Annotated in this window: 27 protein-coding genes and 1 tRNA gene; 16 read left to right on the top strand and 12 right to left on the bottom strand. The window is 70.9% G+C overall.

All coding sequences use genetic code 11. The annotated features are described in order from the left end of the window. Positions 1-38: 38 nt before the first annotated feature. Positions 39-1,637: a helicase HerA-like domain-containing protein gene (locus tag ACFQ6X_RS19720; RefSeq protein WP_383183091.1), complete on the bottom strand. Its 1,599-nt coding sequence runs from the start codon at positions 1,635-1,637 to the stop codon at positions 39-41. Between the two features lie 103 nt (positions 1,638-1,740). Between ACFQ6X_RS19720 and ACFQ6X_RS19715 the strand changes: the two genes are divergently transcribed. Beyond that, positions 1,741-2,037 carry a type II toxin-antitoxin system VapB family antitoxin gene (locus ACFQ6X_RS19715; RefSeq protein WP_003955420.1) on the top strand — a complete coding sequence of 99 codons (297 nt, stop codon included), beginning with the start codon at positions 1,741-1,743 and terminating at the stop codon, positions 2,035-2,037. Positions 2,038-2,178: 141 nt separating this feature from the next. After that, positions 2,179-2,778, top strand: coding sequence for a LytR C-terminal domain-containing protein (locus ACFQ6X_RS19710; protein WP_383183234.1), 600 nt, complete (start codon positions 2,179-2,181; stop codon positions 2,776-2,778). Positions 2,779-2,791: 13 nt separating this feature from the next. Here the strand turns inward: ACFQ6X_RS19710 and upp are convergent, their stop codons facing one another. Then, the gene (upp, locus tag ACFQ6X_RS19705; protein ID WP_329208898.1) at positions 2,792-3,427 is read right to left on the bottom strand and encodes a uracil phosphoribosyltransferase; all 636 of its coding nucleotides are present in this window, start codon (positions 3,425-3,427) and stop codon (positions 2,792-2,794) included. A gap of 115 nt (positions 3,428-3,542) precedes the next feature. Between upp and ACFQ6X_RS19700 the strand changes: the two genes are divergently transcribed. The 8 genes from ACFQ6X_RS19700 to ACFQ6X_RS19665 all read left to right on the top strand — a co-directional run bounded on the left by ACFQ6X_RS19700 (position 3,543) and on the right by ACFQ6X_RS19665 (position 8,306). Further along, entirely contained in the window at positions 3,543-3,779 is a 237-nt protein-coding gene (locus ACFQ6X_RS19700) for a hypothetical protein (protein ID WP_383183088.1), read from the top strand. Positions 3,780-3,997: 218 nt separating this feature from the next. Further along, the gene (locus ACFQ6X_RS19695; RefSeq protein WP_383183232.1) at positions 3,998-4,573 is read left to right on the top strand and encodes a hypothetical protein; all 576 of its coding nucleotides are present in this window, start codon (positions 3,998-4,000) and stop codon (positions 4,571-4,573) included. An 81-nt stretch (positions 4,574-4,654) separates the two neighbouring features. Continuing rightward, a complete protein-coding gene (gene tadA, locus ACFQ6X_RS19690; protein WP_329215184.1) occupies positions 4,655-5,083 on the top strand; it encodes a tRNA adenosine(34) deaminase TadA in 429 nt (142 codons plus the stop codon). Between the two features lie 79 nt (positions 5,084-5,162). Next, a tRNA-Ser gene (locus ACFQ6X_RS19685) sits at positions 5,163-5,247 on the top strand. A 443-nt stretch (positions 5,248-5,690) separates the two neighbouring features. Continuing rightward, positions 5,691-5,855 carry a hypothetical protein gene (locus tag ACFQ6X_RS19680; protein ID WP_164494166.1) on the top strand — a complete coding sequence of 55 codons (165 nt, stop codon included), beginning with the start codon at positions 5,691-5,693 and terminating at the stop codon, positions 5,853-5,855. Between the two features lie 10 nt (positions 5,856-5,865). Continuing rightward, complete coding sequence (locus ACFQ6X_RS19675; protein WP_383183086.1) at positions 5,866-6,159, top strand: Dabb family protein; 294 nt, start codon at positions 5,866-5,868, stop codon at positions 6,157-6,159. Positions 6,160-6,347: 188 nt separating this feature from the next. Next, positions 6,348-7,205 carry an RNA polymerase sigma factor SigF gene (locus ACFQ6X_RS19670; protein WP_383183084.1) on the top strand — a complete coding sequence of 286 codons (858 nt, stop codon included), beginning with the start codon at positions 6,348-6,350 and terminating at the stop codon, positions 7,203-7,205. 234 nt (positions 7,206-7,439) lie between these two features. Beyond that, positions 7,440-8,306, top strand: a complete 867-nt coding sequence (locus tag ACFQ6X_RS19665) for an RNA polymerase sigma factor SigF (RefSeq protein WP_329208907.1) — start codon at positions 7,440-7,442, stop codon at positions 8,304-8,306. A 315-nt stretch (positions 8,307-8,621) separates the two neighbouring features. On the opposite strand, the gene ACFQ6X_RS19660 is transcribed toward ACFQ6X_RS19665, so the two are convergent. Next, positions 8,622-8,837, bottom strand: a complete 216-nt coding sequence (locus ACFQ6X_RS19660; protein ID WP_383183082.1) for a hypothetical protein — start codon at positions 8,835-8,837, stop codon at positions 8,622-8,624. Between the two features lie 369 nt (positions 8,838-9,206). On the opposite strand from ACFQ6X_RS19660, the gene ACFQ6X_RS19655 reads away from it, so the two are divergent. The 5 genes from ACFQ6X_RS19655 (at position 9,207) to ACFQ6X_RS19635 (ending at position 14,683) form a co-directional block, all read left to right on the top strand. Beyond that, positions 9,207-9,719: a MarR family winged helix-turn-helix transcriptional regulator gene (locus ACFQ6X_RS19655; RefSeq protein ID WP_383183080.1), complete on the top strand. Its 513-nt coding sequence runs from the start codon at positions 9,207-9,209 to the stop codon at positions 9,717-9,719. A gap of 23 nt (positions 9,720-9,742) precedes the next feature. Next, positions 9,743-12,238 (top strand): MFS transporter, encoded by a 2,496-nt coding sequence (locus tag ACFQ6X_RS19650; RefSeq protein ID WP_383183078.1) that lies wholly within the window; start codon positions 9,743-9,745, stop codon positions 12,236-12,238. A gap of 180 nt (positions 12,239-12,418) precedes the next feature. Next, positions 12,419-13,234, top strand: a complete 816-nt coding sequence (locus ACFQ6X_RS19645; RefSeq protein ID WP_329208914.1) for a YceI family protein — start codon at positions 12,419-12,421, stop codon at positions 13,232-13,234. Between the two features lie 10 nt (positions 13,235-13,244). After that, a complete protein-coding gene (locus tag ACFQ6X_RS19640; RefSeq protein ID WP_383183076.1) occupies positions 13,245-13,715 on the top strand; it encodes a PPOX class F420-dependent oxidoreductase in 471 nt (156 codons plus the stop codon). A gap of 11 nt (positions 13,716-13,726) precedes the next feature. Further along, positions 13,727-14,683: an NAD(P)-dependent oxidoreductase gene (locus ACFQ6X_RS19635; protein WP_383183074.1), complete on the top strand. Its 957-nt coding sequence runs from the start codon at positions 13,727-13,729 to the stop codon at positions 14,681-14,683. A 10-nt stretch (positions 14,684-14,693) separates the two neighbouring features. On the opposite strand, the gene ACFQ6X_RS19630 is transcribed toward ACFQ6X_RS19635, so the two are convergent. Both ACFQ6X_RS19630 and ACFQ6X_RS19625 read right to left on the bottom strand, forming a co-directional pair. Beyond that, positions 14,694-15,464, bottom strand: a complete 771-nt coding sequence (locus ACFQ6X_RS19630; RefSeq protein WP_383183072.1) for a TetR/AcrR family transcriptional regulator — start codon at positions 15,462-15,464, stop codon at positions 14,694-14,696. 107 nt (positions 15,465-15,571) lie between these two features. Then, positions 15,572-17,119 carry an MFS transporter gene (locus ACFQ6X_RS19625; RefSeq protein WP_383183070.1) on the bottom strand — a complete coding sequence of 516 codons (1,548 nt, stop codon included), beginning with the start codon at positions 17,117-17,119 and terminating at the stop codon, positions 15,572-15,574. A 166-nt stretch (positions 17,120-17,285) separates the two neighbouring features. On the opposite strand from ACFQ6X_RS19625, the gene ACFQ6X_RS19620 reads away from it, so the two are divergent. Beyond that, positions 17,286-18,149 carry an endonuclease/exonuclease/phosphatase family protein gene (locus ACFQ6X_RS19620; protein ID WP_383183068.1) on the top strand — a complete coding sequence of 288 codons (864 nt, stop codon included), beginning with the start codon at positions 17,286-17,288 and terminating at the stop codon, positions 18,147-18,149. Here ACFQ6X_RS19620 and ACFQ6X_RS19615 read toward each other — a convergent pair. From ACFQ6X_RS19615 to ACFQ6X_RS19585, 7 genes are all read right to left on the bottom strand, one after another. Further along, positions 18,128-20,332 carry an ArnT family glycosyltransferase gene (locus tag ACFQ6X_RS19615; RefSeq protein ID WP_383183066.1) on the bottom strand — a complete coding sequence of 735 codons (2,205 nt, stop codon included), beginning with the start codon at positions 20,330-20,332 and terminating at the stop codon, positions 18,128-18,130. The genes ACFQ6X_RS19620 and ACFQ6X_RS19615 overlap by 22 nt on opposite strands. Then, on the bottom strand, positions 20,329-21,633 hold the full coding sequence (locus ACFQ6X_RS19610; protein WP_383183064.1) for a glycosyltransferase: 1,305 nt from the start codon (positions 21,631-21,633) through the stop codon (positions 20,329-20,331). The genes ACFQ6X_RS19615 and ACFQ6X_RS19610 overlap by 4 nt, the downstream gene beginning before the upstream one ends. 25 nt (positions 21,634-21,658) lie before the next feature. Then, complete coding sequence (locus tag ACFQ6X_RS19605) at positions 21,659-23,272, bottom strand: ATP-binding protein (protein WP_383183062.1); 1,614 nt, start codon at positions 23,270-23,272, stop codon at positions 21,659-21,661. A gap of 4 nt (positions 23,273-23,276) precedes the next feature. After that, positions 23,277-24,017, bottom strand: a complete 741-nt coding sequence (locus ACFQ6X_RS19600) for a response regulator transcription factor (protein WP_383183060.1) — start codon at positions 24,015-24,017, stop codon at positions 23,277-23,279. A 71-nt stretch (positions 24,018-24,088) separates the two neighbouring features. Continuing rightward, the gene (locus tag ACFQ6X_RS19595; RefSeq protein WP_383183058.1) at positions 24,089-24,970 is read right to left on the bottom strand and encodes an amidohydrolase family protein; all 882 of its coding nucleotides are present in this window, start codon (positions 24,968-24,970) and stop codon (positions 24,089-24,091) included. Positions 24,971-25,006: 36 nt separating this feature from the next. Then, positions 25,007-25,891 carry a DUF2797 domain-containing protein gene (locus ACFQ6X_RS19590; protein WP_383183056.1) on the bottom strand — a complete coding sequence of 295 codons (885 nt, stop codon included), beginning with the start codon at positions 25,889-25,891 and terminating at the stop codon, positions 25,007-25,009. Between the two features lie 25 nt (positions 25,892-25,916). Beyond that, complete coding sequence (locus ACFQ6X_RS19585) at positions 25,917-26,291, bottom strand: hypothetical protein (protein ID WP_383183054.1); 375 nt, start codon at positions 26,289-26,291, stop codon at positions 25,917-25,919. Positions 26,292-26,302 lie beyond the last annotated feature (11 nt).

Raw genomic sequence — 26,302 nt, 5'->3', positions numbered from 1 at the left:
CCGGACCGCTCCCGCACGCCGCAGGCGCCGAGCCCCGCTCAGCGCCTGCGGCGTGACGTGCCGAAGAGCGACCGCGAGATCTCCCGCCCGACCTGCGTCCCCACGCTCCGGGCCAGGGACTTGAACATGCTGCTCCCCACCACCTGCCGGACCAGCGAACCCTCTTCCTTCCGCTCCTCGGGCGCCTGCTCCGACTCCCCGGGCGCCGACGCGACGGCCTCCTCCACGGCCGCGCGGTCCGCCGCGTCCCGGTCGGCCCGCCCGGACTCCTCCTGGCCGGCCGCGAGCTTCTCGTACGCGGACTCACGGTCCACGGCCTCGGCATAACGCCCGTACAGCGAGGACCCCTTCACCGCCCGCTCCAGCGCGTCCGCCGGCACCGGCCCCATCAGCGACTGCGGCGCCCGCAGCCGGGTCGCCGCCACCGGGGTGGGCGCGCCCCTCTCGCTCAGCACCGTGATCACGGCCTCGCCCGTACCCAGCCCGGTCAGCAGTTCCTCCAGGTCGTAGGGGGAGTCGGGGAAGGTCTTCACCGTCGCCCGCAGCGCCTTCGCGTCGTCCGGGGTGAACGCGCGCAGCGCGTGCTGCACCCGGTTGCCGAGCTGGCCCAGCACCTCGGCGGGGACATCCTTCGGTGTCTGCGTGACGAAGAAGATCCCGACTCCTTTCGAGCGAACCAGCCGCACGGTCCGTGTGATCGCTTCGAGGAACGCCTTGGACGCGTCGTCGAACAGCAGATGCGCCTCGTCGAAGAAGAAGACGAGCTTGGGCCGATCGGGATCACCGACCTCCGGCAGATCGTGGAAGAGGTCGGCGAGCAGCCACATGAGGAACGTCGAGAAGAGCTGCGGCTTGTCCTGTACGGCCGCCAGTTCGAGTACGGAGACCACCCCCCGCCCGTCGGGTGCCTGCCGGAGGAACTCGGCCGTATCGAACTCCGGCTCCCCGAAGAAGTCGCCCGCGCCCTGCTGTTCGAAGGCGGTGACCGAGCGCAGGATCACCCCGGCCGTGGCGGTGGAGAGTCCGCCGATGCCCTTCAGTTCGGCCTTTCCGGTGTCCGAGACGAGGAAGGCGACAACGGCCCGCAGGTCCTTGAGGTCGACCAGCTCCAGGCCCTTGGAGTCCGCGTAGTGGAAGATCAGCCCGAGCGACTGCTCCTGGGTGCGGTTGAGCTGGAGGACCTTGGAGAGCAGGACCGGACCGAAGCTGGTGACCGTCGCACGCAGCGGAATGCCGGACCCGATGCCGCCGAGCGCGTAGAACTCGCTCGGAAATCCGGCCGCCGTCCACTCCTGTCCGACCTGCCCGGCCCGCTCGCTCACCTTCGCGCCGGGCTGCCCGGGGGCGGAGATGCCGGAGACGTCGCCCTTGATGTCGGCGAGGAAGACCGGGACCCCGTTCGCCGACAGCTGTTCGGCGATCAGCTGGAGGGTCTTGGTCTTCCCGGTGCCCGTGGCGCCCGCCACGAGGCCGTGCCGGTTGAGCATGCCGAGCGGGATACGGATCCGCGCACCGGGGAGGGCCGCACCGTCCCAGAGGAGCGCGCCGAGTTCGAGTGCGGCACCGGAGACCGCGTACCCGGCGGCGATGTCCTGAGCCTGCTGCGGCAGTGCGCCCCCGCTCTCGCTCCCACTCATGACAGCCCCTGTTCCGGTTTCACCCGATTCATTGCGGTTTGCCAAGCATCGCAGTCCCGTCCCGTGGCTGCGCCCGGAGGTCCTTGCCCGGTAGGCTTTCCGTGTGATCTTCAAGCGCATCGGAAATGGGCGGCCATATCCTGACCACGGCCGGGAAAGCACCCGACAGTGGGCGGATGTCGCGCCGCGCCCGGTCCGCCTCGACCAGCTGGTGACCACCAAGGGACAGCTGGACCTCGAGACCCTGCTCGCCGAGGACTCCACGTTCTACGGCGACCTGTTCGCGCACGTCGTGAAGTGGCAGGGCGACCTCTACCTCGAGGACGGACTGCACCGCGCCGTGCGCGCCGCACTGCAGCAGCGCCAGGTGCTGCACGCACGCGTCCTCGAACTCGGCTGACCGCGCCACTCCCACCCGTGGCCCATTTCCGGCCTTTCGAGTGCTTTTATGCACATACGGGTGCCATCTGTTGATCGTTTAGTAGGCATCATCACCAGGTCGCACTACGCTGCGCCCATGAGCATGCTGACCCCTCCCGGCATGGGCGGAAAGTACCGCATCACGGGCAACACCTACCCGCGCATGCGCCGCCCCCGTCATCGCCGCAGGCTCGTCCTGTCGGCCGTCGCTGCCGTTGCGGCCCTCGGCCTGGCCGGATGGGGCACGCTGCAGCTCATCGACGTCTTCACCGGTGGCGACGGACAGGCGAACGCGGCCGAGCGCACGAAGGCCTGCCCCTCACCGACGGCTTCGGCGCCCGTCAGGGCGCTCCCGAAGCCGGCCACCATCAAGGTCAACGTCTACAACGCGACGCCGCGCAGCGGGCTGGCCAAGGCCGCCGCCGACGAACTGAAGAAGCGCGGCTTCGCCATCGGCAAGGTGGGCAACGCCACGGCCGCGTACGACAAGAAGGTGGCGGGCACCGCACTGCTGCTCGGCGCCCCGACGGCGGCGAACGGCTCCTTCCCGGTGCTCGGCACGCAGCTGCCCGGGGTCGTACGGAAGACCGACGCCCGCCGGACGGCGGACGTCGATCTGATCATCGGTACCAAGTTCACGGCGTTCAGCCCGCCCGCGGCAGCCGCATCCGCGCTCACCGCCCTGACGAAGCCCGCCCCGGCTCCGTCCTCCTGCCGATAACCGGGCGGCCCCGTCAGTCGACGGTGCCGTACATCCGGTCACCGGCGTCGCCGAGCCCCGGCACGATGTAGCCGTTCTCGTTGAGCCGCTCGTCGACCGAGGCGGTGACCACCGTGACCGGCGCGCCGGCCAGCTCGCGCTCCATGACCTCGACGCCCTCGGGCGCCGCGAGCAGCACGACCGCGGTGACGTCGTCCGCGCCGCGCTTGATCAGCTCCCTGATGGCCGCGACGAGCGTGCCGCCGGTGGCCAGCATCGGGTCCAGGACGTAGACCTGACGGCCCGAGAGGTCCTCGGGCATCCGTGTCGCGTACGTCTCCGCCTGGAGGGTCTCCTCGTTGCGGATCATGCCCAGGAAGCCGACCTCGGCGGTCGGGAGGAGCCGCACCATGCCGTCCAGCATGCCGAGACCGGCGCGCAGGATCGGCACGACCAGGGGCCGCGGGTACGACAGCTTCACGCCGGTCGTGGCGGTCACCGGGGTCTCGATGTCGACCTGCTCGGTCCGCACATCCCTGGTGGCCTCGTACGCGAGGAGGGTGACCAGTTCGTCGGCGAGCCGCCGGAAGGTCGGGGAGTCGGTGCGCTTGTCGCGCAGCGTGGTGAGTTTGTGCGCGACCAGCGGGTGGTCGACGACGTGGATCCGCATGCCGTCAACAGTAGCGGGGCCCCGGACGGGCTTCCCGCACGTCTGCACTGGCATCAAGCACCTGTTCGGGGGGAAGGTGGGGGCATACGGACCCAGGCTTGGGGTGGTGTGTCGATTGCCCGACGGGGAGCAGCGGAAACAGCGGCAGGCCGGACGCGACGCGCGCGACCTGCCCGACGTGCAGGAGAACGTGCCGGACGCGCAGGAGAGTGACGCGGCGCGCCGGAGGCGCCGGGTCCAGTTCCTCCGCGAGCTCCATGAGGCGAAGCAGCTCCGCGACCGGGTCCAACCGCGCCGCGCCCGCGCGGCCCGTATGCGCCAACAGATGCGGATGCGCACGTTCCGCTGGTGACCGCCCGCCGTCCGGACCTCCGCGCCCTTGCCCGGATGCCCGCGAGGAGACCCCCGCCGAGCAGGCACTCCCGGAACTCATGGCCGACGCAACGGTCGAAGACGTCTCGCTTCGCGCTCGTTTCTGCCACGATGCCGATTGGGCGGGGCCCAGAGCAGCCGGAAGACCGTCTGCCCTCCCGTCGGACCGATTCACCTATGACCAGTGGGAGAGTCACGGTGTACTTCGCCGCACTGCTCGCGCGCACCGAAGACGGGTGGGAAGCGAGCGATACAGAGCTCGACGATGTGGAAACCCTGTCCGACCTGACAGATCTGGCCCGAGAGGCCTCGGTGGACGAGGACACGGTCCTGGTCTACATCGAGCAGGAGGACGCCTGGTTCGGCGTCGTCCGGGTGGACGGTGAGGAGGACCCCCGTATCTACATCTCGGACGCGTCCGCCGCCGCCCGCTCCTCGTACGGGGAGATCCTGCTCACCGATGAACTGCTCGGCCGCGAACCGGGGGCCGACGACGAGATCGCCGCACTCGAGGAACTCGTGGACCTCGACGGTACGGAGGACGGCGAACCGGACGAAGCCATGGACAGCGCCGACGGCCGGGCCGGCGCCGACGACCCCGACCCCGACCTGGACCACGACCCCGACGCCGTACCGGCGGGGCCGCTCGGAGATCTCGGGGTCCTCGCCGACCTCGGACTGTCCGAGAAGCAGTTGCTGACCCTGCGCACCGACGCGCTGGTGGAGATCGCGGACGCGCTCGGCGCGGCCGAGGTACTGGAGACCGTCCGTTAGGGTCCGCGGGTGAACGCACCACCACCCCCTCCCTCCTCACCGCCTCCCTCCGATCCCGTACGGGACCCGTGGCAGGCACCCATGCGCCATGCCCTGGACGAGGCCGCGCAGGCGGCGCTGGCCGGCGATGTGCCGGTCGGCGCCGTTGTCCTGGGCCCGGACGGCGCCCTGCTCGCCACCGGCCACAACGAGCGCGAGGCGACGGGCGACCCGACCGCGCACGCCGAGGTCCTCGCCCTGCGCCGCGCGGCCGCCGTTCTCGGCGCCTGGCGGCTGACCGGCTGCACGCTGGTGGTCACCCTGGAGCCCTGCACCATGTGCGCGGGCGCCCTCGTGCAGTCCCGGATCGGCCGCGTGGTCTACGGGGCCCGGGACGAGAAGGCCGGCGCCGCCGGTTCGCTCTGGGACGTCGTTCGGGACCGTCGGCTCAACCACCGCCCCGAGGTGATCCACGGGGTGCTGGAGGACGCCTGCGCGGCCCAGCTGACAGCCTTCTTCCGCGAGCGCTGACCCTGCCGCGCACGCGCTCCGGGCGGGCGGCGGGAATCTGATTTCGAACCATGGCCCGGGATGGTCTAAGCTCTCTCTCGGTAGCGTGTCCGAGCGGCCGAAGGAGCTCGCCTCGAAAGCGAGTGTGGGGAAACTCACCGAGGGTTCAAATCCCTCCGCTACCGCTCTTACGAAGGGCCCAGCGCAGTGCGCCGGGCCCTTCGGGCGTTTCTCGCGCAGGACATGACTGTGGCCCCGGCTCGGAAGCCGGGGCCACAGTCGTGCCGTGCGTCAGGTTCGAGGTCGGGGGAAGCGGCATCGGGGGGACAAGCCGCTTCCCCCGGTGAGAACAGGGACCGAGGGGTCCTCGCCGCGGTCAGGGGGGAATCTCGCGGTGTGGACCCCGGAGAGGTCCTGTTCCTCGGCCCGCACGTTTCGGTTGCATACGGCGGGCTCGCTTCCCATCCTGCCTCCTGGCAGAAGCCGCAGCCGGGGGCAAAGGGCCCGGATCGGAGGGTCCTTCGTCCTTAAAGACCACATCAGTGATCGGAAACAGCCATCGGATACGGCCATACGTGCGGCTAGAATCACCCGACTGCACAGGTGATCGAAAGGGAGAGGCGGGACTGTGGTGCAAGCGAAGAAGATCGCGCTCTACTTGATTGTGGTCTTCGTGCTGTACACGATCATCACGTCTCCCGCCCGGGCCGCCGATCTCGTCCAAGTCGGGTTCGAAGGCGTGTCGAGCGCCGCACAGGGCGTCGGGGACTTCATGTCCGAGCTCGTGAAGTAGGAGAACCCCCATGATCCGCCACCTGGTCCTGTTCAAGCTGAACGACGGCGTGGAACGCGACGAACCGCGGGTCGTCGCGGGCGTACAGGCCTTCCGGGACCTCGAGGGGACGATCCCCGAGCTGGAGTTCTGGGAGTGCGCCTGGAACATCACCGACCGGCCGATCGCGTACGACTTCGCCATCAACTCGGCGGTCGCGGACGAGGACTCCCTGAAGCGCTACATCGAGCACCCGGCACATCAGGCGGCTGCCGGACAGTGGCGTGAATTCGCCACTTGGGTGATTGCCGACTACCCCTTCTGACGCGTTCCCGCCTTTCGGCCCTTCGGGCCCCTCACCTTTCAGGAGAGGGGCTTTTCGGCATGTTTAAACCGAATCGCGCTCAACACGACTCTTTGCGGTGCTTGCACACAGTGGACATGTCTTGTGATGCTATGACCGCTTTTGACGGATGAGTTGACCGTAGTTGACCGCAAAGGGGTGGCGACACCGTGCCGGCCAGTACAGCGCCTCAAGTCCCGCCCCAGAACGTCCAGACGGACGACATCCAGACCGAGACACCCGATCCCTCCGCGCCCACCAGAACCCGGGGCGCGGACACCAGGGCGCTCACCCAGGTGCTGTTCGGCCGGCTCAAGGGCCTCGAACCGGGCACCTCGGAACACCGCAGGGTGCGCGCCGCCCTGATCGAGGCGAACCTGCCCCTCGTGCGGTACGCCGCGGCCCGCTTCCGCAGCCGCAACGAGCCGATGGAGGATGTTGTCCAGGTCGGCACCATCGGCCTCATCAACGCCATCGACCGCTTCGACCCGGAACGCGGCGTCCAGTTCCCGACGTTCGCCATGCCCACCGTGGTCGGCGAGATCAAGCGCTACTTCCGCGACAACGTGCGGACCGTCCACGTCCCGCGGCGGCTGCACGAGCTCTGGGTCCAGGTCACCGGCGCCACCGAGGATCTGACGACCGCTCACGGCCGGTCGCCCACGACCGGCGAGATCGCCGAGCGGCTGAAGATCTCCGAGGACGAGGTGCTCGCCTGCATCGAGGCGGGCCGCTCCTACCACGCGACCTCCCTGGAGGCCGCCCAGGAGGGCGACGGCCTGCCGGGGCTCCTGGACCGGCTCGGCTACGAGGACCCGGCCCTCGCCGGGGTCGAACACCGTGATCTGGTACGGCATCTGCTCGTCCAGCTGCCGGAGCGCGAGCAGCGGATCCTGCTGCTGCGCTACTACAACAACCTGACCCAGTCCCAGATCAGCGCCGAACTCGGCGTCTCCCAGATGCATGTGTCAAGGCTCCTGGCCAGAAGTTTTGCCCGTCTGAGATCCGCAAACAGGATCGAGGCGTAACCGGAACGGGTAGATCGCACGGAGACCGGTTCCGGCGGCGCAAAAGCCGTACACCCCCTGTTTCCAGGGCAGTTTTGGCGCTGACTTGTCGACATGTCACTACAGCGTGTTGCCGACATGTGACATTCTGCTGGAACCGCGTTTGCCGCAGCTCTACCTCCGGTATTCAGGTGGAGGCTGCGTTCCTCCGATGGTCGTGGCCACCGCGACCGTCCGCGACCTCAAGGGGGTGGCATGTCCGCAGAACAGGGCAGCTCGAAGGTGCTCACGCTCACGAAGAGCGCACCAGCACCTGCCGTGCTCACCAGCTCATCGGAAGCCATCGACACCCGCACTCTGTCCCGCTCCCTGTTCCTGCGGCTCGCCGCGCTGGGTCCCGCATCGGGTCCCGACGGAACGGACAGTCCGGAGCGGACCTATGTGCGGGACACACTCATCGAGCTCAACCTCCCGCTCGTGCGGTATGCGGCGGCGCGGTTCCGGAGCCGTAACGAACCCATGGAGGACATCGTCCAGGTCGGCACGATCGGCCTGATCAAGGCGATCGACCGGTTCGACTGCGAGCGGGGGGTGGAGTTCCCCACGTTCGCGATGCCGACCGTGGTGGGCGAGATCAAGCGCTTCTTCCGCGACACCTCGTGGTCGGTGCGGGTGCCGCGCCGGCTCCAGGAACTGCGGCTCGCCCTCACGAAGACCAGCGACGAGCTCGCCCAGAAGCTCGACCGCTCGCCGACCGTGCCCGAGCTCGCCAAGGCGCTCGGGGTCTCCGAGGAGGACGTGGTCGACGGCCTGGCCGTCGGCAACGCCTACACGGCCTCCTCACTGGACTCCCCGTCCCCCGAGGACGACGGCGGCGAGGGCTCGCTGGCGGACCGCCTGGGCTACGAGGACGCGGCGCTGGAAGGCGTCGAGTACCGCGAGTCCCTGAAGCCGCTGCTGGCCAAACTCGCCCCGCGCGAGCGGCAGATCATCATGCTGCGCTTCTTCGCCAACATGACCCAGTCGCAGATCGGTGAGGAGGTCGGCATCTCGCAGATGCACGTCTCACGGCTGCTGACCCGGACGCTCACCCAGCTCAGGGAGGGGCTCATCGCGGACTGACCCCTTGCGGGTCGGTGATTGACGGCGCATCAGCCGGTCCGGCGTGCGACACCACGCCGGACACGCGGCTCCACCGGCCGCCGGGGCACCTTGTTCACCGCCTCGGCGGCCGCGGTGTGCCCGGCGCCGTCGCGACGGCCGCCGTGCGCCCGGCCGGCAAGGGGCGACGCAGGCGGGAAGCGGGCGCCGCACCGCGTGCGGACACGGCACGACGCCCCGGCCCTCCGGCGGGCATGCCGGAGGGCCGGGGCGTCACGCCGTGGGAAGTGACAGGGACGTGACCTGAGCAGGGGTCCCCGTCCGCGGGGACCGCGGTCAGCCGAGCGCGAGCCAGGCGACCGCGCCGAGGACGACGACGACCGCGACGACGATCGCGATCACCCCCGCCTTCGGCCCGGAAGACGTCGCGGCAGGCTGCTGCCTGCGCTGCGGCTCGCCCTCGTCGACGAAGGCGCGGAACATCTGCGTGCTGCCCGCCGGGTCGTGAGTGCCCTCGGGGCCCGGCTGCTGGGCGTGGGGGTTGTGTGCCATGGCCCAGGACACTAGCGAACTCAGGGGTGCCGCCCAACCCCCGGGTCCACAGCGGGCGATGCCCGTCCAAGCCGTCCACGGCCTCTTCACCCCTCCACCGAAGCACTCCGCACCGCCTCCACGGGCCCGTCCGGCCGCCTCCGGTGGAGATCCGGGCCGCTCCCGTGAGGGGCGGTCCCGCTCGCACCCTGTGCTGCGGAACACATCCGGCGCGGCTCACCCGCCCTGCGCTGCGGGCTTGACCGGGAGCCGACGGAGGCTTTTGCCTTCCTTTACTTCTGCAAGCCCCTTTTCGTTTGCCTGTAGCAACCAACAGCTTCTATCGTTGCCCTAAGCAACAAGATGACCCGGGAGAAATCTGGAGGACCGGTGGCCGCACGGAGCCAGTACGAGGAACTGGCACGGCAGCTCAGCGCCATCGGAGCCGTCAAAAGGGGCCTCGCCCGCATCCTGCCCGCAGAGTGCCCCGGTGGCTCGGCCGCCGTGCTGACCCTGCTGTCCCAGTACGGCGAGATGCGGATCACCAGGCTCACCGAACTTCTCGCCGTGAACATGTCGGTGACCAGCCGGCACGTCGCCCACGCCGTGGACAACGGCTGGATCGAACGGTTCCCGGACCCTGCGGACAAGCGGTCCCGCATCGTGCGGCTGACCCCCGCCGGCCACGACCTGCTGGGCGAACTGTCCCGGCGCACCACGGAAATGTTCGCCCGCAACCTCCCCGACTGGTCCGACGAGGACGTCGGACAACTCAACACCCTGCTGTCCCGGCTGCGCGACAACTTCTCCTGCCGCAGCCTCGTCGGCTGCGCCCCCGGGAAGCACAGCGGCGACTGCCGCACCGGGCACTCCGACGATTCGCACACCCGTACACCTGTGTAACAGAAGCAAAGACAAGGAACTCCATGGCTACGACCACACCGACCGGTGTGCGGGGCGGCCACGCCAAGCACGGGGCATCGGACGCCCCCGACGGCACGCCGATGACACACCGCCAGATCATGGAAGCGCTCACCGGGCTGCTGCTCGGCATGTTCGTCGCGATCCTGTCGTCGACCGTCGTTTCCAACGCCCTGCCGGAGATCATCTCCGACCTCGGCGGCGGCCAGAGCGCCTACACCTGGGTCGTCACGGCCTCGCTGCTGGCCATGACCGCCACCACCCCCCTGTGGGGCAAGCTCTCCGACCTGTTCAGCAAGAAGCTGCTGGTCCAGATAGCACTGATCATCTACGTGCTCGGCTCGGTCGTGGCCGGTCTGTCGACCAGCAGCGGCATGCTCATCGCCTGCCGCGTCGTGCAGGGCATCGGAGTCGGCGGCCTTTCGGCCCTCGCCCAGATCGTGATGGCCGCGATGATCTCCCCGCGCGAGCGCGGCCGCTACAGCGGCTACCTCGGCGCGGTCTTCGCCGTCGCCACCGTCGGCGGCCCGCTGCTCGGCGGTGTCATCACCGACACCAGCTGGATGGGCTGGCGCTGGTGCTTCTACGTGGGTGTGCCGTTCGCGGTCATCGCCCTGATCGTGCTGCAGAAGACCCTGAAGCTCCCGGTCGTCAAGCGCGAGGTCAAGGTCGACTGGTCGGGCGCGTTCTTCATCAGCGCCGCCGTCTCGCTGCTGCTGCTCTGGGTCACCTTCGCGGGCGACAAGTACGACTGGGTCTCGTGGCAGACCTACACGATGCTCGCGGGCGCGGTCCTGCTCACGCTGGTCTTCGTGCTCATCGAGTCCCGTGCCAGTGAGCCGATCATCCCGCTGCGCCTCTTCCGCAACCGGACCATCACCCTGGCCTCGATCGCCTCGCTGTTCGTCGGCATCGCGATGTTCGCGGGCACCGTCTTCTTCAGCCAGTACTTCCAGCTGGCGCGCGACAAGTCGCCGACCATGTCCGGCGTCATGACCATCCCGATGATCGCCGGGCTCTTCCTCTCGTCGACCGTCTCGGGCCAGGTCATCACCAAGACGGGCCGCTGGAAGGCCTGGCTGGTCGCCGGTGGCTTCCTCGTCACCGCGGGCCTCGGGATGCTCGGCACCATCCGGTACGACACCGAGTACTGGCACATCGCCGTCTTCATGTTCGTGATGGGCCTCGGCATCGGCATGATGATGCAGAACCTGGTCCTCGCCACGCAGAACCAGGTCGCTCCCGCCGACCTCGGCGCGGCCAGCTCCGTCGTCACGTTCTTCCGCTCGCTCGGTGGCGCCATCGGCGTCTCCGCGCTCGGCGCCGTCATGGCCAACCGCGTCACCCACTACGTCAAGGACGGCCTGGCCGACCTCGGCCCCCAGGGCGCCGCATTCGGCCACGGCGGTACCGGCGGCGGGGGCATCCCCGACCTGGACAAGCTCCCCGCGCCGTTCCGCACCGTCATGGAGGTCGCCTACGGCCACGGTGTCGCCGACGTCTTCCTGTACGCCGCCCCGGCAGCGCTCGTCGCGTTCATCGTCACGATCTTCATCAAGGAGGTCGCGCTGAAGACGAACGCCGGCAACGACAAGGTCCCGGCCGGCGGCGCGGCACCCGCCACGGAGGCCGCCGAGGCCACCACGGGCACCACCGCGCTCGTCGCCGAAGCAACGGCCGGGGTCACCTCGGTCGAGGCAACGGACGCCCTGGACACCCCGGTCGTGACCGCGCACGGAACGCCCGTACGCGGAGTGGTGCGCGGCGCCGAGGGCGCGCCTGTCGCCCGGGCGGCCGTCACGCTGATCTCGCTGGGCGGCCGGCAGCTGGGGCGCTCCGTCGCCCAGGCCGACGGCGGCTACGTACTGGACGCGCCGGGCTCCGGCAGTTACGTCCTGATCGCGTCCGCCGACGGCTTCCAGCCGCAGGCCTCCACCGTGGTCGTCGGCGAGGAGCCCCTCGCGTACGACATCCTGCTCGCCGGTACGAGCGGTCTCGCCGGGACCGTACGGACCGCCGAGGGCGGCACCCCGGTCGGGGGCGCGATGGTCGTCGTGACCGATGTGCGCGGCGATGTGCTGGCCACCGGCACCTCGGGCGACGCGGGCGACTTCACCTTCGGCGAGCTGATCCCCGGCACGGTGACCGTGGCCGTGACGGCCGCCGGCTTCCGTCCGCTGGCCCTGCCGGTGGAGATCGGCGGCCAGGGAGTCACCCGGGTCGACGCGGCACTGCGGTCCGGTGCGCTGGTCCAGGGTGTCGTACGGGCCGGCTCCGGCCGGGCCCCGCTGCCCGACGCCCGGGTCACCCTCATCGACGCGGCAGGCAACGTGGTCGCGGGCTCGACGACCGGGGAGGACGGGGCGTACGCCTTCACCGACCTGGACGCGGGCGAGTACTCGGTCATCGCGACGGGCTACCCGCCGGTGGCCACCGCGCTGACCGTGAAGGGCGTCGGAGTCGACGGCCACGACATCGAGCTCGCCCACCCGGGCGAGTAGACACGGAAGATCCACAAAGACCCCTGGCGGAACAGCACTTCGAGCGGAGAGGCTGTGGCCGCCGGCGGAAACGGGCCCCGTGGTGGGGACGGCAGGCAGGGGACGGCCTGCCGTCCCCGCCCGGGGCCCGACTCATTGAGTCACTGAGCAACTGAGTGATGGAGCAAGGAGAGAGCACAGATGGGACTTCGCGCACAGGTACGGACGCGGGACGGCTGGGCGGTCCAGCACGCGGTCATCACGGTGACCGACATGACGGGCGCCCAGGTGCTCCGGGCCGCAGCCGACGAGAACGGTTCCGTCCGTACCGACGACCGTCTGCAGGCCGGCGCGTACACGGTGATTGTCACAGCGGTCGGCTACGCACCCGCCGCCTCCACCGCGCTCGTCACGGCCAGCGGCCGGGTCGAGGCCGGCACCGTGGTGCTCGCCCGGCAGGGCGGGGTGGAGCTGCCGCCGCCGGGCACCTGGTCCCTGGACCCGGTGCACTCCTCGGTGGCCGCGGTCGCGCAGCACCTGGGAATCTCCAGCGTGCACGGCCGGTTCACCGAATTCGGCGGCCGGATCGAGATCGCGCAGGACGTCCAGCGCTCCCGGGTGGAGGCCTTCATCACCCCGGCCAGCATCGACACGGGCAACGGCATGCGTGACAAGCACCTGCGCTCACCCGACTTCCTGGACGTCGAGCGGTTCCCGGAGATCACCTACCGCTCGCGCGCCCTGACCCCGGCAGGACCGGACCGATGGACGGTCGACGGCGTGCTCACGATGCACGGCGTGGCCCGCGACGTCGACCTGGACCTCAGCTACCTCGGCACCGGCCCCGACCCGTGGGGCGGGGTACGGGCGGCCTTCCACGCAACGGCCGAACTGCGCCGCGAGGACTTCGCCATGAACTACAACCAGGTGGTGCAGGCGGGCATCTCCGCGATCGGTACGACGCTGCGGGTGGAGCTGGACATCCAGGCCGTGCAGGGGGATTCCGTACCGGCATAGGGTTGGCCGCATGGCACCGAACATCGCGACCAACACCACCGTGGAGCTCGCCGGGCTGCTGGACTTCGTACGGCCGCGGCACCGGGCGATCCTGCTGACCACCCGGGCCGACGGCCGCCCCCAGGGCTCCCCGCTGACCTGCGGCGTCGACGACGCGGGCCGGATCGTCGTCTCGACCTACCCCGAACGGGCCAAGACCCGCAACGCCAAGCGGGACGAGCGCGTCAGCGTGATCGTCCTGTCGGACGAGTGGAACGGCCCGTGGGTGCAGATCGACGGCTCGGCCGAGGTGATCGACGCACCGGAGTCGGTCGAGCCGCTCGTCGAGTACTTCCGGAACATCTCCGGTGAGCACCCGGACTGGGACGAGTACCGGGCTGCGATGGTGAAGCAGGGGAAGTCCATCATCCGGATCACGCCGGAGCGCTGGAGCCCGGTCGCCACCGGCGGCTTCCCCGCCCATCTGGCCACCGGCAGCTGACGCGTCCCGTGATGCCGTCCCGCCGTCCGCCCCGCCCCGATCTGCTCGCGCGGGCCGAGCTCCTGGCCGCGCCCGCCCTCGACGCGTCCGTGGTCGGGGAGCTGGAGCGGATCACCGGGCGCCCGGCCGGACGCGCGTCCGGCACCGTGCCCGAGGGGCCGTTCCTGTACGTGGGCGACACTCTGCCCCGAGCCCTGCGCACCGGACAGCTGTTGTGGTTCCACAGCGTCAACGCGGGTACGGACGCGCTGCTCGCCGCCGGCCCCTGGCCCGAAGGGGCGCTGCTGACCCGGACCGTGGGCCGTATGGGCGAGCGCATCGCCCAGTACGTGCTGGCCTGGGTGCTCGCCGAATGCCAGACCGTCCCGGAGCACCTTGCACAGCACGCCGCGGCCCGGTGGCGCCGCATCCCGTCCGAACTCGCCGCCGGGCAGACCGTCGTCGTCCACGGCACCGGGCACATCGGCTCCGCGGTCGCCGGGCTGCTGAGGGCGTGTTCGCTGCGCACGGTGGGCGTCTCCCGCACGCCGCACGGCGTACCGCCGGGCTTCGACCGGGTGGTCGCGGCCGGCGGGGACGAGGAGAAGGCGGCGCTGGCCGAAGCCCGGTGGGTGGTGTCCACGCTCCCGCTGACCGCCGCCACTGAGGGGTTCTTCGGCGGCGCACGGTTCACCGCGATGAAGGGTGCCTCCTTCGTCAACGTCGGCCGGGGCGCGTGCGTGGACATGGCGGCGCTGGAGGCCGCCCTGCGTGCCGGTACGGTGCGGCGGGCCGTCCTCGACGTGCTGCCCGACGAGCCCGCGGGCCCCGACGACACCGCCTGGCAGCTGCCTCGCACGGTGATCACCTCGCACTCCGCGGGCATCACGGCCGACGAGGACGTCGTCACGGACTTCGCGGCCTGCTGGGAGGCGGTGGCCGAGGGGCGCCGTCCCGCACTCGCCGTGGACACGGGGCGCGGGTACTGACGCCGCGGGGCTACTGGTGGACTGCCCGCTCGCACATCGCTTCGATGCCCGCGATCAGAAGGTCCAGCGCGAACACGAAGTCACGCTCGCGCATCTCCTCGACGGTGTCCCCGCCGCGCGCGGCCATGACGGCTTCCGAGGTCTGCACGATGTGCTGGTGGTCCGGATGGGAGCGGATCGTGCTCATGGCCTGCCGGAAGTACGCGTCCTGGCTCAGCCCCGCCTGCGCCGAACGCTGCAGGAAATGGCCCTCGATGGTGCCGAACCCGTAGACGAACTGGAAGACGGCGGACATCGCTCCCGACTGGTGTTCCAGGGGCAGTCCGGTGGCGCGGATGACGTCCTGGACCGCGTACGAGAACAGCATCGAGTGCGGGCCGATGTTCAGGAAGTTCCCGGCGAGTGCCGAGGCCCACGGGTGCCGGACCAGCATCTGCCGGTAGCTGGTGGCCAGTTCGCGCAGCCGCTCGCGCCAGCCCGTCTCCTCCTGGGGCGGCGCGATCTCCCCGAAGACGGTGTCCAGGGCCAGTTCCAGCAGGTCGTCCTTGGTGTCGACGTACCAGTAGAGGGACATCGCGGTGACGTCGAGATCGGCGGCGAGGCGGCGCATGGAGAACTTGGCGAGGCCCTCGGAGTCCAGCAGCCGTACGCTCGCCGCGGTGATCCTGTCCCGGTCGAGGCCGGCCGGCTGATCCGTCCTGCGGCCGCGCGAAGGGGTTCGCCGGTCCAGCCACACACTGATCCGTGCAGGGTTGTTCGCACCGTCCGCCGCGGACCCCATGACGCACTCTCCTCGACTTGCCGACGGTACGGACTGCCCTGGGTGTCCGTCTCAACGGATGCCGTACGGAGCGGATGGCACCCCTCCGTACGGCACTCCGTCCGATGCTATGCCCGCTCCGGTGCCCGCTGCTCGGGCCGAGGGTCTCCGGCGGGCTCCGCCGCGTCCGCGCGCTCCGCCCGGCGCAGCAGTACGGCGGCCAGCAGGCCGCCCGCCAGGACCGCCACCGCACCGACCAGCTGACTGGCCTCCAGGCCCGAGGCGAAGGCATCGGTGATCCGCTGCCGTTCCCCCTCGCCGTCCGCGGCGGCGAGCGCCGCGGGCAGCGAGGCCGCCCCGACGGCCGCCGGTACGAGAGCGGCGAACCGCGAGTTCAGCACGGCTCCGAGCACCGCGACCCCGAGCCCGTTGCCGAACTCGGCGAGGGTGCCGTTGACCCCGGCGCCGACGCCCGCCTTCTCCGGCGGGATGGCGCTCATGATCGCGTTGGCCATGGCGGGCATGGCGAGCGCGATACCGGCGCCCATGACGACCAGGCCGAGCAGCATGCCGCCGTACCCCTCGCGGCCGAGCAGCGCGATGGCTCCGAGCCCGGCGGCCAGCAGGCTCATCCCGGTGGCGATGGTGGCGGGCGTCCCCATCCTCGGGACGAGGCGGGCGCCGAGCCCCGTGAGGTTGAGGGCCACCACGGTGAGTGCGAGGGGTGCCGTGCGCAGACCGGCCTCCAGCGGTCCGTAGCCGAGTACGAACTGGAGGTGCTGGGTGAGCAGGAAGAGCGAACCGCCCATCCCGAAGGCGACCAGGATCGCGCCCGCGACCGCGCCGATGAACTTCTGGTTCCGGAAGAAGTGCATGTCCAGCATCGGGTACGGGATGTGGAGCTCCCACAGGACGAATCCGGTGAGGACGGCGACCCCGGTGAAGGCGGTCAGCAGGACCTGGCCCGAGCCCCAGCCGTGTTCCGGGCCGGAGATGATCGCGTACACGACGGCGGCCATGCCGATGGTGGAGAGCAGTGCGCCGAGCAGGTCAGGACGGTCGCCCCGGGGGTTCTTGGACTCGGGGACGAGCCGGACGACGGCGATCACGCCGATGACCGCAATGGGGATGTTGACCAGGAAGATCGCGCCCCACCAGAAGTGGTCGAGCATCACGCCGCCGACGAGCGGACCGACGGCGAAGCCCAGGGAGTTGACGGTGGACCAGATGCCGATCGCCTTGACGCGCTCGGTGTCGTCGAAGATCTGAACGACGACGGCCAGCGTGGTGGTGATCAGCAGGGCGCCGCCGATGCCCATCCCCGCGCGGGCGGCGATCAGCTGCCCGGAGGACTGCGCGAGTCCGGCCACCAGCGAGCCGATGCCGAACAGCACGAGGCCGGCGACGAGCATCTTCTTGCGGCCGTAGCGGTCGGAGGCACTCCCCGCCGTGAGCAGCAGGCCCGACTGGACGAGCGAATAGGCGTTGATCATCCACTGCACATCGGCGGTGGAGGCGTTCAGTTCCGTGGTGAGGGAGGGGATCGCGACGTTCAGGACGGTGTTGTCGAGCAGCACGGTGAGCTGGGCGAGACAGATGACGCCGAGGATCAGCCAGCGCTGCGGGTGGCCTCCCCGGGGGGCGAGATCGTTCTGCTCGGCGGCGGTCGCCGTCATGCGGGCTCCTGGTTTCCGGTGCGCTTGTACGGTGTATGGGAGTGCGGCGTCGTACACCGTAAGGCACTTCCCGTACGGCGTACAACTCGTTTGCGCGCGGCGCCGGGACGGGTAGCTCTGTCGACGCAGACCTGACAAGCGTCCGAGCGGATACGAGTGGAGTGACATGAACGTGCGTCGTCGTACGGTGGGCGTCCTGATCGCCGCAGGCCTGTCGGTGGCCGCACTCGCGCCGCCCGCGGGGGCCGCCGAGGAGGGGCACACAGTCCCGCTCCGCGTCGCGACGTACAACATCCACGCCGGCGCCGGCATGGACGAGGTCTTCGACCTGGACCGGCAGACCGCCCAACTGCGCGCGCTGGACGCGGACGTGATCGGCCTCCAGGAAGTCGACGCGCACTGGGGTGCCCGCAGCGAGTGGCGCGATCTGGCGGGCGAGCTCGCCCGACGGCTGCACATGCGGGTGTCGTTCGCGCCGATCTACAGCCTCGACCCGGTGAAACCCGGCGAACCCCGGCGCGAGTACGGGGTGGCGGTGCTGTCCCGGTACCGGATCATCAGCGCCGAGAACCACCGGATCACGAGGCTCTCGACCCAGGATCCGAACCCGGTACCGGCGCCCGCGCCGGGCTTCGCCGAGGCCGTGCTGCGGGTCCAGGGGCTGCCGGTGCATGTGTACGTGACGCATCTGGACTACCGGCCCGACCCGTCCGTGCGCATCGCCCAGGTCGCCGACACCCGGCGCATCATGGCCGAGGACAAGGGCGCCCGGCAGATCCTCCTCGGCGACTTCAACGCGGAGCCGGACGCGCCGGAACTGGCTCCGCTCTGGCAGGAGCTGACGGACGCCGATCCGGGGGCGCCGACCTTCCCGGCCAAGGATCCGGTGAAACGGATCGACTTCGTGGCGGTGTCGAAGTCCGGGGCTGTGCGGGTACGCGAAGGGGCGGTGCCCGAGACACTCGCCTCGGACCACCGCCCCGTTGTCGCCGATCTCGAACTGCGGCGTCAGCTCCCGCTCGTCGGCTGAGTGAGGTCGTAGAAGGTCGCGCTGCCTGCCGTGACCTCCTTGAAGTTCTCCTCCACCCACGTCGAGATCCGGGACGAGGCGCCGCTGCCGCCCATGCCCCCGCCGCCGCCCGAGCCGCTCGAGACGAAGTAGTGGATCCTCCCGTCCTCGACGTACTCCTTGAACTGGGCGAGCGTCGGGGACGGGTCGCTGCCGTTGAAGCCGCCGATCGCCATCACCGGGTCACCGGTGGCCAGCTGGTAGCTCGCGGCATTCTGCGAACCGATGGCCGCCGCGGCCCAGGTGTAGTCGTCGGCGTTCTTCTCCAGGAGCTTCCTGGCCTCGGCGCCGACGGACGAGCCGCCCAGCAGACCGCCCATGCCGCCACCGCCGCCCATGCCGCCCTCACCCGTGGCACCGCCGGGCATGCCGCCCTGCCGGCCACCGGTCTGGCCCTGCTGGCCCTGGCCCGGCTGGCCCTGGCCCGGTCGGCCACCGCCCAGGAAGCCGCCGCCCTGGGCGTTGCCCGGAGCCTGACCGCCCTGCTGCGTGCCCTGCCCGGGCGGCGTCCCACCACCGGGACCGCCGCCCGGAACACCACCGGTACCGCCGCCGCCACCACCGGGGCCGCCCCGGCCGCCCATGCTCCCGCCCGCCGGTCCTGCGGTGACGATCGAGCCCTGGTGCCCCGTGTTCAGCGTGCTGATCGTGTACGCGGTCGGCCCGGCCAGCGACGCGGCCAGGCCCAGCCCCACCGCGGTGAGGGCGAGTACGCGCCCCAGCCGTGCCGCGAGCAGCAGACCCACCGCTCCCACGAGGCCGCCGATCAGGACGGCCCAGCGCAGCCACGGGACGTAGTCCGGGGTACGCCCCAGCAGGACGTACGACCACAGGGCCGTCACCGCGACGGTCCCGCCGAGCGCGGCTCCCGCCCACCACTTGGTCCGCTCCTCCCACAGGACGGTGGCGCCCATGCCGACGAGCGCCGCCACGTAGGGCGCCAGGGCAACGGTGTAGTACTGGTGGAAGATCCCGGCCATGAAACTGAAGACGAACGCCGTCATCAGCAGCGAGCCGCCCCAGGCGAGGAAGGCCGCACGGGCCGTGTCGGTCCGCTTCGCCCGCCAGGTCAGCCAGATACCGGCGACCAGCAGGAGCAGAGCGGCAGGCAGCAGCCACGCGATCTGGCTGCCGATCTCGGAGTTGAACATCCGGCCGATGCCGGTCTCGCCCCAGCCGCCGCCCCGGCCGCCGCCTCCGCCACCGCCGACACTGCCGGTCTCCTCGCCGTTGATCCGGCCGAGTCCGTTGTAGCCAAAGGTGAGTTCGAGGAAGGAGTTGTTCTGCGAGCCGCCGATGTAGGGGCGGGAGGAGGCGGGCCACAGTTCGACGATCGCCACCCACCATCCGCCCGCGACGGCCGTCGCGAGGGCCGACAGCCCCAGCTGGCCGAAGCGCCTGCGCACCGACACGGGCGCGAACACCGCGTACAGGACCGCCAGCGGCGGCAGGATCAGGAACGCCTGCAGTGTCTTCGACAGGAACGCGAGACCGACCGCGACGCCCGCCCAGACCAGCCACTTCGTCCGGCCGCCCTCCAGGGCGCGCAGCACGCAGTACACGGTGACGGTCATCAGCAGCGCCAGCAGCGCGTCCGGGTTGTTGAAGCGGAACATCAGCGCGGCGACCGGCGTCAGGGCGAAGACCGCCATCGTGATCAGCCCGGCGGCGGCGCTGAACCGGCGGCGCACGGCCGCGTACAGGACACCGGCCGTGGCCGCGCCCATCAGCACCTGGGGCGCGAGGATCGCCCAGGAGTGGAGACCGAAGATCCGTACCGACAGGGCCATCGGCCAGAGCGTGGCCGGGGGCTTGTCGACGGTGATGGCGTTCGCGGAGTCCAGCGAGCCGAAGAAGAACGCCTTCCAGCTCTGGCTGCCCGCCTGCACGGCGGCCGAGTAGAAGGAGTTGGCGTATCCGGAGGCGCTGAGGTTCCACAGGTACGCCAGCGTGATCACCAGCAGCATGCCGAGGAACGCGGGCCGTGCCCAGCGCGGATCCTCGGGCCTGCCCTGCCGGATGCGCCGCAGCAGCGGCTCCTTCGGAAGGCCGTGCCCCTGCCGTGCGGCCGACGCCGCCGGTGACGCGAACGGCCCGGGGGTGTCCGGCGGTGCCGGGAGGTGGTCGGGGTGCGTGGCGGTCATCGGGCGTTCCTCAGTTCGTGTGCGGGAGCCTTGCGGGCGTCCTGGTGGTCCGTGCGCCGGTCCGGGAAGACCCAGGCGCGGAAGAGCAGAAACCGCAGCACCGTCGCCGCGAGGTTGGCCGCGATCAGCACGGCGAGTTCCGTGCCGTGCGAGGGCGCTCCGGCCGCCGCGCCCAGTGCGGCGAGCGAGCCGCTGGTGAGCGCGAGGCCGATGGCGAAGACGACGAGTCCCTGCGCCTGGTGGCGCACCGCGCCACCCCGGCCTCGTACGCCGAAGGTGAGCCTCCGGTTCGCTGCCGTATTGGCGACGGCGGACACCAGGAGTGCGGCCCCGTTGGCGAACTGCGGCCCGACGCCCTGCCGGAAGAGGGAGTACAGGAGGAGGTAGAACAGCGTGGAGAGCCCGCCCACGACACAGAAGCCGACCAGTTGCCGTGCCAGGCCGCCGGGCACCCCGGGCAGGGCCCGGTCGCGCGGGTCGTCCCCGAACGGCCGTGCCAGCCGGTCCAGCGGCAGCGCGCCGACGGCCAGCGCCCGGCCCACCCGCCAGACCCCCTTGAGGTCCTCGGTCGCCGTCCTCACGATGTGCACCGTGGAGTCCGGGTCGTCGACCCAGTCGACCGGCACCTCGTGGATGCGCAGCCCGGCCCGCTCGGCGAGCACCAGCATCTCGGTGTCGAAGAACCACCCGGTGTCCTCGACCATCGGCAGCAGCCGCTGCGCGACCTCACGCCGGATCGCCTTGAACCCGCACTGCGCGTCGCTGAACCGGGCGGCCAGCGAGGAGCGCAGGATGAGGTTGTAGGCCCGCGAGATGAACTCCCGCTTCGAGCCGCGCACCACGCGCGAACTGCGCGCGAGCCGCGAGCCGATGGCCAGGTCGGAGTGGCCGGAGATCAACGGGGCGACCAGCGGCAGAAGGGCGTTGAGGTCCGTCGAGAGGTCGACGTCCATGTAGGCGAGGACCGGGGAGTCCGAGTGGGACCAGACGGTGCGCAGTGCCCGCCCCCGGCCCTTCTCCTCCAGCCGGTACGAACGCACCTCCGGGATCAGCGCCGCCAGCCGCGCCGCGACCTGGGGCGTACGGTCGGTGCTCGCGTTGTCCGCGACGGTGATCCGGAAGCGGTACGGGAACGTTCGCGCCAGATGGTCGTGCAGGCGCAGCACACAGGTCTCGAGGTCCTTCTCCTCGTTGTAGACGGGGACCACCACGTCGAGTACGGGAGCACCGGCCGCGTCGACCGCTGCGGCCAGGAGATGCTCCCGGGCCGGCAAGGTGCTCCAAGGGGTGTCGGTTCGCATGACACGACACTCGCCAGCCGCGCTGTCACACCCTTGTGGTGAGCCTGTGGTCAGGCTGTGAGCCGCCTGCCGGGCCGCCCTCGTACACCGCGTCCGCGGGCAGATGGACGGCGAAGACGGTGTTCCCCGGCACCGAGCGCACCTCTGCCCGGCCGCCGTGCGCGGCGACGACGGCCTGCACGATGGCGAGCCCCAGCCCCGTCGAGCCGGCGTTCCGGGAGCGCGAGGCGTCGCCGCGCGCGAACCTCTCGAAGACGTGCGGCAGCAGCCCGGACGGGATGCCGGGCCCGTTGTCCTGGACCTCCAGCGTCACCCAGGGCATGTCCCCGCGTGCTTCCCGGACGCGGACGGTGACCGTGGTCCCCGGCGGAGTGTGCGTACGGGCGTTCGCCAGGAGGTTGACCAGCACCTGCTGGATCCTGGTCGGATCGGCGCGTACGGTCGCGGGCACCTCGGGCAGTTCGAGCCGCCAGTGGTGCGTGGGCCCGGCCATGTCCCCGGAGTTCCGGCCGGCGTCCCCGGAGGTCCGGCCCGCGACGCCCGCGTCGCTCACCGCGTCGACGACGAGCGGTGACAGATCGGTGCTCTCGTACGAGAGCGGCCGCCCGGCGTCGAGCCTGGCCAGGAGCAGCAGGTCCTCCACCATGCCCGTCATCCGTTCCGCCTCGGACTCGATGCGCCCCAGTGCGTGCCGGGTGTCGGGACCTGCGTACTCCCGTCCCCGCCGGGTGAGTTCGGCGTACCCGCGGATCGAGGCCAGCGGGGTCCGCAGCTCGTGGCTGGCGTCCGCGACGAACTGCCGCACCCGCATCTCGCTCTTCTGCCGCGCGTCCAGGGCCGAACCGACGTGGCCCAGCATCCGGTTGAGGGCCGAACCGACCTGGCCGACCTCGGTCCGCGGATCGGCCTCGGCGTCGGGAACCCGCTCGAACAGGGCGACCTCTCCACTGTGCAGGGGCAGTTCGGAGACCCGGGTCGCGGTGGCCGCCACCCGGCGCAGCGGGCGCAGGGCGACACCGACCATCGCGGCGCCCGCGATTCCGGCAGCGATGAGGCCCGCCCCGGTGACGCAGACCTCGACGAGGATCAGGGTGGTGAGGGCGCCGCTCACCTCGCCGGTGGGAATGCCGACGAGGACGGTCGAACCGTCGTTCTTGGCGACGGCCTTCACGTGGTAGCCGCCGAGCCCCGGCAGCTCGACGTCGTGCACCGCACCGTCCGCGGGCACTCCGGCCGCTTCCAGCGCATCCCCCTGCGCGGCGGTCAGCTGCTCCAGGTTCTGCTGCACGTCGAGCCCGCTGTCCCCCCTCACGGAGATCTGCGAATCAGTGACGGACCCGTCCACGAAGACGGCACCGAACGTGTCGAAGGGCTGACCGCCCATACCGACGAAGCCGAGCGGATCCTTGTTCTGCAGCCCGCCCGGAGCGGGCGCCCCGAGGGTCGGCGGACGGTCGTCGGCCCGCTTCGCGATGTCGGTCAGCTGGGCGTCCAGCTTTCCGTACATATAGCTGTGGAAGGCGATGGTGGTGACGGAGCCGATCACGGCGGCGACGACCGCGATGAGTGTCACCGCGTACACGACGAGCCGGGTGCGCAACGTCCACGGCCGCCGCGCGCCCCCACGGGTCCTGCTCACCGGGCTAGTCACCGGGCTTGATCAGGTATCCCGCCCCGCGCCGGGTGTGGATCATCGGCGTGCGCCCCGCGTCGATCTTCTTGCGGAGATACGAGATGTACAGCTCGACGACGTTCGCCTGGCCGCCGAAGTCGTAGTTCCACACCCGGTCCAGGATCTGCGCCTTGCTCAGCACCCGGCGCGGGTTGCGCATCAGGAACCGCAGCAGTTCGAACTCGGTGGCCGTGAGGTGGATCGAGTCCTCGCCCCGGCTCACCTCGTGGCTGTCCTCGTCCAGCACCAGATCCCCGACGACGAGCGTCGACTCGCTGCGGGCCGCGGTGGCCGTGCCCGAGCGGCGGATCAGCCCGCGCAGCCGGGCCACGACCTCCTCCAGGCTGAACGGCTTGGTGACGTAGTCGTCGCCGCCCGCCGTGAGCCCGGCGATCCGGTCCTCCACCGAGTCCCGCGCGGTCAGGAACAGCACCGGCACATCGGAGTGCTCCCGCCGCAGCCGGCTGAGCACGGCGAGCCCGTCCATGTCGGGCAGCATCACATCGAGAACCACTGCGTCGGGGCGGAAGTCACGCGCCGTACGGACAGCGCCCGCGCCGTCCCCGGCGCTGCGCACGTCCCACCCCTCGTACCGCAGGGCCATGGAGAGCAGCTCGGCAAGGGGAGCCTCGTCGTCCACGACCAGTACGCGGACGGGATTGCGGTCCGGCCTGAGCAGTTCGGTACGCCCCAGGGGCGAGGTCGTCGTCATGACCCAAGCCTGTGAGACGGCCGTGAGAGAGACCTTTCCCCAACCTGTGAATTCCCTGAGAAAGCCTCCCCTCAGGCGAACAGGGCGCTCGCGTTCCCGTGGCAGACGGCCCGCAACCACGCGTCGCCCAGCCCCAGCCGCTCCAGCGCGTGCAGCTGATGCGCGTACGGATAGGGGATGTTCGGGAAGTCCGTGCCCAGCAGGATCCGGTCCCCCAGATCCGCGAGCCGTCCGCGCTCCACGGCCGGGAAGGGCGTGAAGTCCTCGCTGAAGTCCGTGAACGCCATCGTCGTGTCGAGCCGCACCTCGGGGTACACCGCCGCCAGCGCCAGGAACTCCGCGTACTCCGGCATCCCCATGTGCGCCACCACCAGTCGCAGCCGGGGATGGCGGGACAGCAGCCGGCCGACCGGCTCGGGGCCGGTGTGCGCGCCGGGCGCCGGCCCGGACCCGCAGTGCATCACCACGGGGATCCCGGCCTCCGCCAGCAGCCCCCAGACGGGCTCCAGCAGCGGATCGTTCGGGTCGTACGCACCGACCTGGATGTGCGACTTGAAGACCCGGGCCCCTGCCTCGACGGCCTCGCGCACATAGTCCTCCACGCCCTCCTCCGGGAAGAAGGTCGCGGTGTGCAGGCAGTCCGGCACCCTTGCCGCGAAGCCGGCCGCCCAGCCGTTGAGCCACGTCGCCATCCCGGCCTTGTGCGGGTAGAGCATCGAGGTGAACCGCAGGACCCCGAACGAGCGCAGCAGCGCGAGCCGTTCCTCCTCGTCGTGCCGGTAGGCGATCGGCCACTCGAGACCGGTCAGCGGGCCGACCGAGTCGAAGTACGCCCACACCTTGCGGAGCACCTGCTCCGGCATGAAGTGCGTATGGACGTCGATGATCCCGGGCAGTCCGAGCCGCTCCCAGAACCGCACCACGTCATCACGGTCACTGTCGCTGCCGCTCATCCGCCCCGCCTTCCTCGTCGCCACCTCGCGACGATCTCAGAACAGCCCGTCCTGCACCCCACCGCCCCCCACGGCGACGACCGGCACACTCAGCCCCGCCCGCGCGTCGGCCCCCACCAGCACCCAGCCGGTGATCAGCCGGGTGTCCAGCACGACGACCCCGTCCGCGGAGGTCGCCAGATACAGATCGGGCCCGGCCGCCGCCACCAGCCGCCCGGCCACCACACCGCCGTCCACCAGCCCGGTCACCACCCGGGCCGCCGCCCCCGCCCCGTCGAGCCCGAAGACCCCGGCATGGTCGACGGCCTCGAACGGCAGCCGCTCAAGCGCCTCCGGCCACCCGCTCCCCTCAAGCTCGGCAGCACGCCCGTACAGCACTTCGACCTCGGCGACCCGTTCCGCCGCCTCCGGCAACTCGCCCCGCACGGCGCGCTTGCGCGCGTACGGGATCCGGTCGGGCACCCCGAGCGCCGCGCGCAGCAGCTCCTCCGTACGCCTGGCGGCCATCAAGGGTCCGCGCCCCAGCCAGGTGAACACGACGGCGCCCTGTTCCCGGAGCCGCGCCGCGTCCCGGGACTCACGGGTGATCCCGACCTTGACCATCCCCGGCCCGAACCAGGCCAGGTAGACGCGGTACGTACGCGGGTCGTCGGCGATCGTGTCCGCGGCCACCGAGTGCGCCCGGTCCAGCCGCGCACACTCCGGGCAACGGCCCCCCGTACTCCGCGCGGAGACCACAGCCGTGACCGGACACCGGTTGCCGCGCGCCCCGGAACACTGGCGCTCACCCTCCGCCCGGAACCCGAGCTCCTTCCCGTACGCCAGAACGCTCTCCCGGCCCCGGCCCGCCCCTTCACTCCGCCGCCACCCGAGCACGGGCCCGTCGTCGGGCCAGCCCAGCCCGGTGCACTGCCAGCCCATACGCCCGCTCCCGCTCTTCCCCTGCTCAACGGACGGGCGTTGCCGCCCGGCCGCAAACGCCGTACGCCCGCGCGATCTCGCCCACGTACTGCTCAAGATCGAAGCAGACCTCCTCGATCACCCCGTCGTCGAGGCCCGGGTACGTCAGTTCGCTCCAGACGACCGTCGCACCACGCAGTCGCACCCGGATGTGGAGCGTCGTATGCCCCTGCGACGACGCGACACCCACGCTGCGGGCGGCATCCGCCGGGTACAGCGGTCCGCCGGGCCGGAGGAGGATGTCCGGACCCAGTCCCACGGCTCTGCTGTCGCTGCGCCCGATCACATCGAGGCCGTCGACGAAGAGGTACGTGTGAACGGCGGTGCACGCGGGCGGTCCGGGGCACGTGCCGATGAGCAACGTGCTGGTCC

The organism is Streptomyces sp. NPDC056452 (assembly GCF_042796085.1).
Lineage (GTDB): Bacteria > Actinomycetota > Actinomycetes > Streptomycetales > Streptomycetaceae > Streptomyces.
This window is presented reverse-complemented; position numbering and strand designations above follow the sequence as displayed.